We start from the raw sequence: 13,186 nt of genomic DNA on the forward strand, positions 1-13,186 counted from the left end.
GGATGGCAATGCAATATGATTACTATGCTTTTGAAAAAGAGCATTTAATTGATTCTTTGAATAAATTTGAACTAGCCTCAGAAAAATTTAAAAAAGGCAAAAGAGACAATAATAAAAGTGTGTGTGAACAAGCAGGAAACGAAATAAAGCAAGCTGCTACAGATGCTGTTAAAATTGAACCTCACTTATCCTACTTGTGGTATGAGGCTCTTAACTCTGATCTCAAAAATCATGTTCGTGATGCTTGGCAAAAGAATCTCACTACAAAAAAAATACCAGAAGATTTTCGATTCATTCCCAATATTTCAGAACTTGAAAATTTACCAGCACTCAGTTTTATGCTGTGTGTACCTTTCAAACTACAAAAACCCTATTTGAGTAAAGATGATCGCTCCTTCCATTTACTTGATAATCCAGTACGTAAAGACAAGGTATTTCAAACCCCAATGGTTGCTTCAACAAGCTGGAAAGGGGCTTTACATAATGCAATGCTTCAACAATTGGCAGGGTGGTGGTGTGGTTTAGATGAAGGGGTAAGAAAACAACGTCAGCAAAAGAAAGAATTTGTAGCCAAAAGAGTTAGTATCGGGCGACTTTTTGGCACTGAAAATGGATTTCAGATAGATGAAAAAAAATTTGATAGTTATCTCGATAATCTTGGTGGTAGAGATTTGGCGCGTTTGTATCAGCGATACATTAGACGTTATCTATCTTCAACCGGGTTCTTTTCAGGTCGGCTTTATTTTTATCCAACGTTCTTTGATAAGATTGCCTTGGAAGTAATTAATCCGCATGATCGCAAAAAAAGTACAGGCAAAAATCCCATTTTGATTGAGTCAGTTCCAATCAGGGCAACAGGTAAGTTTATGATTTTGTACGTACCTTTTGGTGCAATTGATGAGAGCCAAGTTGCTAAAGATTTAGAAATTGTGGCAGAAGGGGTAAAAGCGATGCTCACGGTTTATGGTTTTGGAGCAAAGACCAGTAGTGGTTTTGGAATTGTGGAGGATCAACTTGACAGTCAGGGAGAGTTAGCAATTCGGGCTGATATACCAGAGCTAAAGCCACCAGAACCAGAAGTAAAACCATCAGAACCCGATCTACCTCGCTATCTGGTTGCACCTGGACAAATAGATCCAGATTTTCTAAATCCTGATGGTACTTTCAAGTCTAAAGAACGATACTTACAAGGAAAGTCTGGGAAAAAAACTGGACAACTTTACGATAAGGCTAAAAAGTGGTGGGATAATGAACGGCCTATAGCTGAAACTGCGATATTAGAAATAATACCTGAACCTAAACTAACGCCAAAACCAGCTATGACTGAAGTTTCTTTTAATAAATTGAGTGAGTTAGGCGATCGCACCAAGGAAATAGCAAAGCATCTACACCAAAGAAAGGAAATCAGCCATGACTCATGATTTACAAGATTTAGCGGATAACCGTGACGCTTTGCTTTTAGGAGAAGTGGCTGCATTTCTACATGATTGGGATAAGTGTATTAAGCAGTGGATCAGCTTGGGGAACAACTTTAATCCAAGTCAAACTACTCCCCGTGTCAAATCTAGTCTCGAAGGATGTTCTCTACAAGATCCACTTAATTTATCTACGGCAGATACTTCGCTTGCAAAAATAATAAAAGAAGGGAAAAATCCTTCTAAAGCTAAACTTTCTTTAGACTGGCGTATTAAATTATTAGGGAAATGTCATGATGTTGCTCATGTAGATAAGCCTGAAGAAGAACAAGGACTTAGAGAGGAAAGCAAGTTCATTGGGTCTATTTTTGGATTTGAGATTACACTAGGAGAAAATTCATCAAAACTTTTGGAAGCAGTTCAAAGTATTGATCAGCGCGATATTTTTATTCATAACATAGAACAAGCATTTAATAATGCAGTTGGAGATACAAGGCGACCTCTTAATGAAGTAAGACTTTCAGAGTGGGGAGCAGCTACAGCAGCTTTTTGGAAAGCAATAGCCGCTCGATATATTTTAGAGAATAAAGTTACTGAAAATAACCTAAAGTGGCGTATTTTATCGGTTAGGTTTGATGGACTCAGTTTTTTAGAGAGATCACTAACTATTGGTGATTTGCACGGAAGAAAAAAATCATTACAACTAGCACTAAATTGTGTCCGTAGACTTTTGGAGGAAACTTACGCATTAGGAAATGAAGTATATCGAGATGAAAATGGTAGTGCTTTTTTAGTGCCAGAATTAGAGAATGATATTGATGGCAACCAATTTTTAAATCTTATTGAAAATCAAATCTTAAATAATGGGTGGAAACGTGAGTTTGAGATAAATGGAGAGCTAAAGCCTCAAGTTTATCTTACAAAATCACATGAAAAAGCTATTGTTCTACATGAAGCATTACAACAGGAATTACCTAACATAACTCCTTTTCAAGATTGTTCAGATATCTGGTGGCAATCAGAAATCTCTAACATCTGTACAGTTTGTGGTGTTCGTTCACAGGGATGGGGAGGAAATGATAAGAAAAAAAAGGAACAAGCAAAATCGAGAAATGTTTGCAGTATTTGCCTAGAAAGACGCAGTAACAGAGCAAAAATATGGCTACAAGACTTAACTAAAGAAGATATAGAAACTAGAGATACTATCTGGATTGATGAAGTTGCTGATAATAATGCTCGTTTAGCCTTAGTTGTTGGTCAATTTGATTTGAATGATTGGCTGAGTGGCGATATGATCAAAACTTTATTGGTTGTGTGTAGTCCAAGTGTTAAAGAACCAGAAAAAAAGCCATCTTTTGCTCGTATCCAGCGCGTTTGGCGTACCACTCAGCAGTTTTGGCAAACAGCACTAGCAGACACAAAACTACCAAAAATAAAAGGTCGTCTTAGCATTGAATTCAATAATATTGACCAGATTAAATTACAGTCTTTAGGTTCTTATGACCTGGTTCTAGGAACGACAAAACTAAGTGTTTTACATAATGGTTGTAAGCTCATTACCACAGATAATCTTTGCTATGCTGCTAAGAAATTAGGTGCTAAATCTGAACAATACTCAAAAATTGAATCAGCTGCTGAATTTATTGCTGAACAGTTACGTTATCAACAATTCTTTATAGAAGAACCAACTGGATATGGAAGCTCTAATAAATTACCAGGTAAGTTAAATATTAATAATGTTTTATTTGAGGAACAAGAATACAGTCCTATAATTCCTATTCTCTCTGAACCTAGTACATTTATGGCTCTTGTTCCAGCAGAAAAATCTCTTGATGTAGTTGAGGTGATAAAAACAAAATATGAACGAGAAATGGGCAAAGTCCGTAACCGCTTACCCTTACATTTAGGTGTTGTCTACTTTGATCGTCGTACTCCCCTCCGGTCTGCTTTAGACGCTGGACGACAAATGTTGAGCTATAAATCTAGTAGTCAACAATTATGGCAAGTGCAATCAAAAACTCAAGGAACACTACCTCCTGAAAAACAGAAATTAGCAAATGGAACGAAGCAATTTGAAGAAACGATCACTATCAGCCTAATAAACTTAGTTGAAAGCGATACAGAGTTAATTCAAGGCGATCGCAAAATCACCTGGCACGTTCCTAACAAAATGGGAGATGGAACAACAGATGATAATTGGTATCCTTACGTTTTTGTAAAAACAAAAGATGATCAAGAAGTAGATGGACGATCGCGCAAAATCAAAAGTCAGCGACCTGGTATAACTGAACCCTGTTGGTTAGTTCACGCTGGGGATTTAAAAGAAGGCGACCAAATTTATTTTACCCCCTCCACCTTTGACTTTGAATACCTCGACAGCACCGCCCGACGGTTCGATATTCACTACGACGAAAAAGACCGCCGTCCCCGCAAAACTCGCCCCTTCTACCTCGAAGACCTAGACCGTATTCAAACACTCTGGAAAATTCTCAAAAACCTCGAAACCTCCCAGCGTCATCAGGTGATTTACAGCATTGAAGCCACCCGTGATATCTGGTACGGGGAAGATATAAAACAAGAATCATGGAAAGATAAAATATTTGAGCAGTTTGTCACTGATACACTAGCTAATACAGCTTGGACTAAAGACTATAAAAAATGGATAGATATTCCTCAAGAAAATCGCCAGCTACTAATTAATGCAGCAGTGCGAGGAGAACTGGCAGACATAACAGACTTGTATATGGAAATTTTAAAAGAACGGTAAAACACTAATGGCAACTTACAAACGACAACGTTACCTATTTATGACTCTCGATCCTGTTCATATCGGTACAGGAGGCTATCGTTTAGGACGAGTTGATAATAGCATCGTGCGAGAACCAGGAACTAAAATTCCGAAAATTCCCGGTACAAGTTTACATGGTGCGGCGCGATCCTATGCAGCACAGTTATATGAAACCCCCGAAGCCGCAGGACAAGATCAAAAATATGTTAAAAATCCTGAAAATAACCCAATCTGTTACACCTTTGGTTATTTACATTCAGGTAATAGTGATAATCCACAAACTGGTAATCCAAACCCTAAAAAGAAAGAGATTGCTTACTCAGGTGTTGTAAATATTTTTGATGCTCACATTTTGCTATTCCCTGTGCATTCAATGGTCGGTCCCGTGTGGGTGAGTACGAGAGAGCGATTAGATGATGCAGGGTTTACTAACTTACCTGATGAGCCAGATAATCTTGAAACTGTTATTTTGAATTGGGATAATTCGGATAAACCTGATAAACGATTAAATCTAGGCTGGTTAATGCTGAATGCTGAGATAAAAGCAGAAATAGAAGCACCTCCTCAATGGCAAAATGATAAACGCTACAAAGCCATCAACAAAATTGTTATTGTTAAAGATGCTCTTTTTAGCCAAGTAGTAAATAGTAATTTAGAAGTCAGAACATCTGTCGCAATTAACCCAGAAACTGGTGCAGCCAACGATGGGGCATTGTTTACTTATGAAGCCATTCCCCGTGCTACTTTTCTTACCGCAGATGTTGTTTTAGATGATTACCGCAGTGGTGAAAAAGGATGGTCATTAGGTGAAATTAAGGAAACAGGTAAGCTTAAGGAAGATGGAACAAAAAATCCTTTACCCGGAGGTGCTTGGCAATGTCCATTATGCGTAGTTAAATCTGGTTTGAAAATGATTGAATGGCTGGGAGTTGGTGGTATGGGAACGCGGGGTTTTGGAAGAATGGCAATGATTGGCGATCCTAAGACTGTTGAACTTCAAGAACTATTTAACCCGTTGCAGAGTAATCAACAAACATCTTCTGGATCATCTATAGAAACTACTGAAGGAGGTCAAGCATGATGGCTAATCTTGATCGCCTCGCGGCACAACACGCACAATCAATTATTACTAATACCAAAAATCAAAAAGTTAGTGATATAGAAAATACAGTCACAAAAGCATTAGGTGTTTTACAAGAAGATGGCGTATATGCTTGTTTTCTTTATTTACTAGCTAAGGAAAAAGCTAATGGTCAAGCTGTAGTTCAAGAAATGCTAAATCTATTACAAAAACTAGGTTTTGAGTGGAATAAACCTCAAAAAAATGGAACCAATGATCTTACTTCCAGTGTTGTACTCAAACATATTACTGATAATGTAACTCAAGATTTAGAACGATTATTACTTACAAAAGAAATATTAGAGCAAATGTTGATTTATGCTCGTTATGGTGCAAAAGCTCGTCAAGAAGAAACAGCAAAAAATAATAATCAACAGGAGGGAAACCTTTGACTTGGAGAGCCTATCAAGTAGTTTTTAAACTCAAATCTCCTTTACATATTGGTTGTGGCAAAGTGGGGAATGTACAACGTACCCGTTCTTATTTGACTGGGCGTGTATTTTGGGGTGCATTGACAATGCGATTAACCCGTAATGGAACTGATGAACCTGCAACTGATACAAAACAGTATGAATGCTACGGGAAAAAAGTTGATGATAATTTAGCTTTTACTTACTTTTATCCTGCTATTGAATCAAATGGAGTTTATAAAGTTAAATGGCCTTGGGGAAGTGAAAACGAAAACGAAAGTCTGTTTCGGCGCTGTTTTTTAAGTAGTTATGCCAGCACTGCTTTAGTATATCCTCAACAAGCAGCAGAGCCAGGATTATTACATGAAGTTGAGTTTATTTCACCTCGTACTTTGGATGAGGGTAAACAGGTTTATCTAGTGGGATATGTGTTTGAAAAAGTTGAAAAAGAAGAGTGTGCGGTACAATGGAAAGAGGCTTGTTATCGTTTACAGATGGGAGGTGAGCGAGGTTATGGTTGGGGTGATGTTGCAGTAAAAGAAATAAAAGAAATAACAGAATCTGAAAAAATATTTAATGCCTATACTTGGACATCTGAAAATATCTCTATTGTAATTCAAATAGTAGAAAATATAGGAAATAGCAGACTTTTGGCTCATACAGAAACTAGAGAAAATTTATTAGTTCAAGGAGAAATTGAACCGTTGGTGGGTAGAGAATGGAAAGTAGCTAATCAAGCAGGAGAAAGTGTGGCATTTTCTGGACTATGTTGGACTCCAGGGAGTATGGTAAAGCAACCATCCACTTTTGTGATTCAAAAATTCGGCATCTGGAAGTTTAACGACTAGATCCAATATTTCGAGTACCTGATTTACATAATTCCCACAAGGAAACTTCAATTTCAACCAAGGGGAAATTGTACAGCAATTTGTAAAAATAAAAACCTTAGTTCGGAAAATATAATAAAGGCATAAAAGCTTTGTTTTTAATTTAGTGCTGTTTAGAGTGATAATTTAGATACCTCTCTGGAAGATGTATTAAATTTTATACTGGCATCTATATTTTGTCTCAAAATACTTGTTTTGGGAGTATATTTATTTGCAATGATTTCCTTACGCCACTTTTCCAAATCATTCATTATCTCTCTCAATGGTGGTATTTTATTTAGCAAATCATCATCCTTTAAATTCTGTAAAACCAAAAGTTGAAAATATAATTCCCTCTGTTCACCCACAGAAAGCATCTCCTGAGACTTTTCAAGCTTATCTCGAATACCGGCTTTAACCTCTTCTGTATTAAAGAGAGAAGAATTAATATGAGAATTATCCCTTTCCACTTCCTGCCAAACTTTTTTAAGTGCAGGATGTAGAGGAACTGGTATATCAGCAATATTCTTAACCTCCTTACTACCATCCTTGGTTTTATCAACTAAACCATACTTCTCCAAATCAAACAAATGAGCATTGCGGGATATAAACTTCAATTGTGTTAAATCCCAATCGCTAATATTAAGATAATCTACCTGCTTAATAATACCTTCTGCTGTTTTATGGAGAGTAAAAGATACCATTTCTTCTTGTTCACCCTGATGATTAGTTTTATGTAGCTGCAAATGTGCCACCCCAGCTTCTACATTTCTGGATCTAGAAATAGTGTATTCACCTATAGTTAAATTATCAGTCTTAGCTTGTTGTAAAGCCGAATTGAGTAAACCCAATACCTCAGTCTTTCTAAAACTTTCCAACGTTGCAAAAGTGCCAGCAGGTGCTAAAGAACCTAGTTGGTTAGCAATATCTCTGATATCCGCATTTTCTAGCTGTGGTAATTTCTTCTCACCCGAAATCTTCTCAGCTAGTATCAAAAACTCCTGTCTTTCTACTGCTAACATTTGTGTAGGAGGAACTTTAATTTTTATATCCTGACGAGAATTGACAGTAAATTCCATTAGAGAATGAGAAAAGTTAGATAATTCATCACGGCGATGATGGATACTATACTTGTCACCTTCTTTTCTAATTACAAAAGCATCACTTCTGTAAATTCTAGAACCATCAGTTAATGTCTCTCCATAAGCTTTGAGAAGTTCAACTGCTGCTTCAGAAATTCTGGCATTTTCAACTTTAAGTTTATGCCGCATTTTCAGCCAGTTCAAACCTAGAAATTTTTGCCAACTAGCTGCAACATCCTTTTTAATAGGAACTTCTACTTCCCTAACCCATTTCTGATTTGGAGAAGTTATTGCTGGAGATGAAACTACACCATTGTAGTTTGGTGCAAAAGCAACTCTTCGCTTTGGTGTTTCAATTTTTTCCTCTGTTGTTTCAACAAATTTATCTGAATTCTTCTCTTTATTAGTATCAGTTTCAGGTGTTGTATCTGTGACTGTTTCTTCAGTTTTTATCTCATTCGTCGAAACTTGTTTATCAGTAAAATCAGTCTGATTTTCTTCCTCTATGTATGTTGTTTCAGCCATAGGTATATCCCTGGCATCATCCCACTCTGGTGAATCATCTACAGGTGGTTCTGGTAATGGAGTATTTTCATCCCAAAAAATGAAAGTCTCTTCTTCAAATGGTGAACCTAAAACAAATGTAAATTCATGCTCTATTTCAATGCTTTCTCTGGTGTTTTCTGTTGATGTTGTAAATTCCGATTCTGTAGCATTATCAAAAACTTCACTTTCAATATCTTGATTTCCAAAAAGTTGACCTAACAGTTCATTAACAATTGTTGTTAACTCTTCTTTTAACTCTGTTTTATTACTTGTGGAATTTTGACTAGGAGGTAAATAACGAATTATGGGTTCATAGACAACAGCAATAATTTCCTCAGTGTTTAAATTTTCCGTTACCCAGTTATGATAACACTTACCTTTATTATCTTGCTGGTAAACAGTTAATTTATCACCTGATTCAATAGTAGCAATGATAGCTAAGGAAGAGTTATTATTATATAGAACAATATCTGTGATGTCTTGAGAATTATCTGCTGCTGTTAACATTAACTGCTTGGCGATATTCTGCGCTTGAACATTAGACATTTCGGCAGCTTCCCATTTCCAAGCACCAGGACATTCCTCATCGGGAACAAGCCGATATTTCTCACTTCCTATTTGTACTTCAATTTCAGATATGTTTTCTAGTTCTTGCTGCAATTTTTCTCTAGCTTTATCTATTAAAGCCTGGATTAATTCTGCTAATACTGAGGCAGTGATTTGAAGTTCATCAATTATATGGTCAACAGTTTTTTGATAAGCAGTTGCTAATTGCGTTACTCTTTCATCAAACATATTAATATATCCATTTTAAGTCAGAATTTAAGGATTAATAGGATTCATTTAATAACTTTAGTTGCTGATTTATCATATAGAAATACCCTCTTGTAACACCTTAGCCACTAAGGGACTAGCCCCCATAGCTCCCCTTTCTACCTGTGCTTCTGTGACTACAAAGGTGGAAATAACTAGATCATATTTAAAACCTACTTCCCAGGCTATATCACTAATTTTTTCTCGACAGTATCTATCTAATTCAGCAACTTTAATAAACACATTTAAATCTGATTCGTCTGTAGCATCACCCCGCGCTCGTGAACCAAATACCCGCAAATCTAAAATGGGAATTATTGCTTCCAGTTGGGAGCGAAACTCTGAAACAATTTTTCGTTCACTATCCTGTATCATTTCTATTCCTCCAGAGAAAAATCTATCTTGGCTAACTGTTTCTTAATCTCCCTATCTAAATTATGTTAACATTGCTAATTAGAAAAATCCTTTATAAGCATCAATAGGTAATGGTACAGCACCAGCTTGTACAGGTTGCTGAGGAACAGGAAATAATTTATTTACCTCCGCCACTCGTTTATCTAAATCTTCTTGAGTAGGACGTTGTTGAGTGCTTTTCTCTGTTAATTGAGCAATCAAACTTGTCCATCTAGAGTCATTTTCTTGCTCAATATTAATTAAAACTTTCGGTATTTTAATTGTTTTTAATAAAGGAACAGAAGCTTCATTTTGATTACAGTAAGCCGGATTAATAAATATACACTTCCCCGGTGGCAACTTCAAAAACTGTGCTGGTTCAAATAACTTCCGTGTTTTATCCTGTTCGGAAATTGAGGTACTGCTTTTACCTCCCCCAGTGCTTTTAGATTTTTGCTTATACTTAATTTCTTCATCTCCCAGGTAAGCACTAAACAACCGCGCTGATTCTTCTTCACCTGGATTAAAAATGAACTTCGTACCGCAAGCACCCAGCATGGTTTTAGCAACCTCCTTACCGTAGTATTTCTCTAACTGTCCCATGTTCTGCCAACCCAGAATGCCGCAAAAACCCTCACTACGAGATTCGTTGAGCCATCTAAACAGGTCTGGTAGGTATAAAGAAGGCACTTCATCGAGAACAACAACTAATGGATCTTGCCTTTTTTTAGCGATCGCCTTAGCTACCGTCATGTGTAAAATACTGCATAACAGTGGACCCACAGCATCCCGTCGTTCCCTATCTAACCCAAAAATAATCATCTGCTTACCCTTGATTTCCAGAGGTAGAGTCGTCTTACCCACAAAACACCCCAAAGTATTCTTTTTCATAAACCGGGTAAACATCAAACTGGCAGTACCGGCGATACCTGCAATCGTTTTCTCAGAACCAGCAGAACTAAACAACTGACCAAAAGCAATCTTAATCCAGGGATTGAGATTAGCAGCCATTAATCTTTCTACCATGCGATCGCTACTCAAAATAGCCGCCGCTGTCATAATATCTGGATACTGAGTTTGCTTAGTCAGCATCAGGATAGCTTCGGTCAACTGGTCACCAGCAGGACCAAAAAAAGCATCCTCATTACTAGCAGCCATCATTTTGAAATTTTTGTTGATTACAGTTGCTAACTGCCTTGCTGTTTCCGCGTCCGTAGAATCTCGGAGAAAATCAAGGGGATTACACACCTCACTTTCAGGGAAACCAGGAGCGAAGATATGGACTTTATAACCCATCTTTTTGGCATAACTGGCAACTTTAGCTTGAGTTGGGTATTTAAAGTCATATAAAACAATTGGAAAACCTTGGTCAATGGCACTATAAATCATCGGGTTAATAGCAGAAAATGATTTACCGCTACCGGGCGCACCAATGACTGCCGTTCCTCTTTGTACATCTGGTATGTATAACGGTATGGGACTTCCTGGTTCTTTATCTTGAGTTTTTTTACCTGTAAATTTGTGTCTACCAATATAGAGAGTAGCACTATCACATTGAGGATTAGCTATTTGTTTGATAGCTTTCTTTTTGGCTTTAGCTTTCTCCTTTCTTCCCCCAAAATAACTGGTAGCTAATTTGCCTTTTTTCGTTCCCGATAATATTTGTAGGAAGACAAAACCGAGTAATAATCCTGTCAGCACTAACCCATTAGAAGAGAAGAGGTAATGAGTGTATTTACCAATTGGTGCTTGGGGATTTTGTAGTTCGGAAATAAAGTTGTTTGTACTCATTGTGATTATATAAATTTCAAAATGATTGATCTAAATCTAAGATTGAGAAATTTAGTATTACAGCCATTTCAAGTAGATAACTACATTTTCTTTATCTCACGCTCCAGACGCGGAGGCGCAGAGAAGAGCGCAAGAGTGTGGTTTGAAAATTTGAAAGTTGTTGTAGATGAATATTTTAAAACATATATAGTAATATGATTTGATTGCTGATAGTTTTTTTAGGCAGGTAAGAGGATTATGAAAAATTAAGTGTAACTGATTTTTTCAGAAATCAAATAGGATGCCTATATTAGTTCTGTATCAGTCATAAAAAATTATTTTTTGTTGCAATTCTCTTCTTTGTGTTCTCTGCGCCTCTGCGTGAAATAAAAAATCTATTTATGCTTTGTCACGCATCCTCTAAAAACACAAATTAGATAAAATTGTGATATCAGCACGATATATAAACTCTCATTACACATAACATCCTATCTCCACTAAAATGCAACTTCAAAAAACATTAAATTATCTAGGGAACTGTTAAAGGAGTACCAAGAAATATAGGTGATTTTTCTTGATATATGAAAAAAGGAAACGGTCCAATGAAATAAGGGGAACAACCTAAATCAAACCAACCACCTCGCCGACAAATGCGGAAGAAAATAGCTGTTGATGCAGTTCCATCACCTTCATTAATATCCCACACAGCTTGTTTAAATCCCTTACCAAAAGGATGCCTTCCTGTCGGTTCTTTTCCACCATTAAGATTGCCTAATATCCCAAACCCACCCTTTACTTGTTGAAATTTACCACTCATCCATTGAGTACCTGTGATTCCACCTGCACCTGATAATTCTATGTGAGCGCAGTTGTTAGTACATGGAATATTAAATCCAACTTGGTCACTACCACTAATCGAACGTTGTCGGTTTGATTCTACTTCCTTTAATGGCAAATCTAATTTACCAACAATACTTCCTTGGGGTACAGGTGCATTGGGAAAATTAGCGAATGTTACCTGATTTAGTCCAGGTATTTTTGATATGCTAGTATTCTGCCAATTACTAAATTGTTTAAGAGCAGTTTTTTCTATTCCAGGAATGGAAGTTAGTTTATATTGAGATAAATCAATTTCTCCTAACTCTATATCTTTTATCTGTGGTAAATCATTGATGATTTCTCCTATTGTTTGTCCATTAATATTCGTACCACCCAATATCTTTTTAATCAAATCTTGAATAGGTAATACATTTTCTACATATTCATTAACTAGAGTAGGAATGGCTTTAGTTAATTCAGGGACAGTTTGCCATTTAATCGTTTGAAAATCTGATAACTTAGTATTTACCAGAGAAATACCACTCAGTTGACCAATTGTTTGTAAACTGAAATTTTCTAAATTAAATACATTTTCAAAATCTCCCAATTCCATCACTTCATCTAAACTTTGTCCTGCTTGCCAACTTCTGATTGATTTATATCCAGGAAATTCAACATTGGGAAGTTCAACACTACCAGGACTAGAGAAAACAAAAGATTTAAATGTAATGCTTTGCCAATCAGGAACTGGTGCATTATTTATATATTTACTAGGGATAGTGTTCACTGTTGGTGTAGGAGATGCTGTTGCTGGCTGAATTCCTAAAATATAACCAAGTAAATTATGATGGCGAAAGGATATTAAGCCATGCAATAATAAACTTGTACATAAACCCAAAAACATCCAGTATTTGATATTGGATTTTAAATTAAAATGATTATTTTTTGTGCTTTGAACGAGTTGGTGATTATTTCGAGATTGAGGATTATGTAACATATTTACACCTTGATTACCTTAATTCTTAGAATGAACACCTGAAAAATAAACTTACACATTTGGGATGATCCCTAATTTACACACTTCTGACAGCAGATTGCAGATCAATGAGGTACAGAATCTAAATTAAAACCTATACACAAAGACAGTTTTACTTCTGACTCCTG

At 36.5% G+C, this 13,186-nt stretch carries 9 protein-coding genes; 5 read left to right on the plus strand and 4 right to left on the minus strand.

Annotated features, from left to right (window positions below):
• The first annotated feature begins 8 nt into the window (after window positions 1-8).
• The 5 genes from PN497_RS08950 to PN497_RS08970 are packed head-to-tail and all read left to right on the plus strand — an operon-like array spanning window position 9 to window position 6,581.
• Window positions 9-1,421, plus strand: coding sequence for an RAMP superfamily CRISPR-associated protein (locus PN497_RS08950; RefSeq protein WP_096573105.1), 1,413 nt, complete (start codon window positions 9-11; stop codon window positions 1,419-1,421).
• Window positions 1,411-4,182, plus strand: coding sequence for a CRISPR-associated protein Csx11 (locus PN497_RS08955; protein ID WP_096573028.1), 2,772 nt, complete (start codon window positions 1,411-1,413; stop codon window positions 4,180-4,182). Before PN497_RS08950 ends, PN497_RS08955 begins: the two co-directional genes overlap by 11 nt.
• Window positions 4,183-4,189: 7 nt before the next feature.
• A complete protein-coding gene (cmr4, locus tag PN497_RS08960; protein ID WP_015364339.1) occupies window positions 4,190-5,284 on the plus strand; it encodes a type III-B CRISPR module RAMP protein Cmr4 in 1,095 nt (364 codons plus the stop codon).
• Complete coding sequence (locus PN497_RS08965; RefSeq protein ID WP_236103999.1) at window positions 5,281-5,715, plus strand: hypothetical protein; 435 nt, start codon at window positions 5,281-5,283, stop codon at window positions 5,713-5,715. The genes cmr4 and PN497_RS08965 overlap by 4 nt, the downstream gene beginning before the upstream one ends.
• Window positions 5,712-6,581, plus strand: a complete 870-nt coding sequence (locus PN497_RS08970; RefSeq protein WP_096573026.1) for an RAMP superfamily CRISPR-associated protein — start codon at window positions 5,712-5,714, stop codon at window positions 6,579-6,581. The genes PN497_RS08965 and PN497_RS08970 overlap by 4 nt, the downstream gene beginning before the upstream one ends.
• 152 nt (window positions 6,582-6,733) lie before the next feature.
• Here the strand turns inward: PN497_RS08970 and PN497_RS08975 are convergent, their stop codons facing one another.
• The 4 genes from PN497_RS08975 to PN497_RS08990 form a co-directional block, all read right to left on the minus strand.
• A complete protein-coding gene (locus PN497_RS08975; RefSeq protein ID WP_096573025.1) occupies window positions 6,734-9,022 on the minus strand; it encodes a hypothetical protein in 2,289 nt (762 codons plus the stop codon).
• A gap of 72 nt (window positions 9,023-9,094) precedes the next feature.
• On the minus strand, window positions 9,095-9,415 hold the full coding sequence (locus PN497_RS08980) for a nucleotidyltransferase family protein (protein WP_096573024.1): 321 nt from the start codon (window positions 9,413-9,415) through the stop codon (window positions 9,095-9,097).
• 78 nt (window positions 9,416-9,493) lie between these two features.
• Window positions 9,494-11,224 carry a type IV secretory system conjugative DNA transfer family protein gene (locus PN497_RS08985; RefSeq protein WP_096573023.1) on the minus strand — a complete coding sequence of 577 codons (1,731 nt, stop codon included), beginning with the start codon at window positions 11,222-11,224 and terminating at the stop codon, window positions 9,494-9,496.
• Window positions 11,225-11,732: 508 nt separating this feature from the next.
• A complete protein-coding gene (locus PN497_RS08990) occupies window positions 11,733-13,019 on the minus strand; it encodes a hypothetical protein (RefSeq protein WP_096573022.1) in 1,287 nt (428 codons plus the stop codon).
• Window positions 13,020-13,186: the final 167 nt, after the last annotated feature.

It is taken from the genome of Sphaerospermopsis kisseleviana CS-549, assembly GCF_028329225.1.
Lineage (GTDB): Bacteria > Cyanobacteriota > Cyanobacteriia > Cyanobacteriales > Nostocaceae > Sphaerospermopsis > Sphaerospermopsis kisseleviana.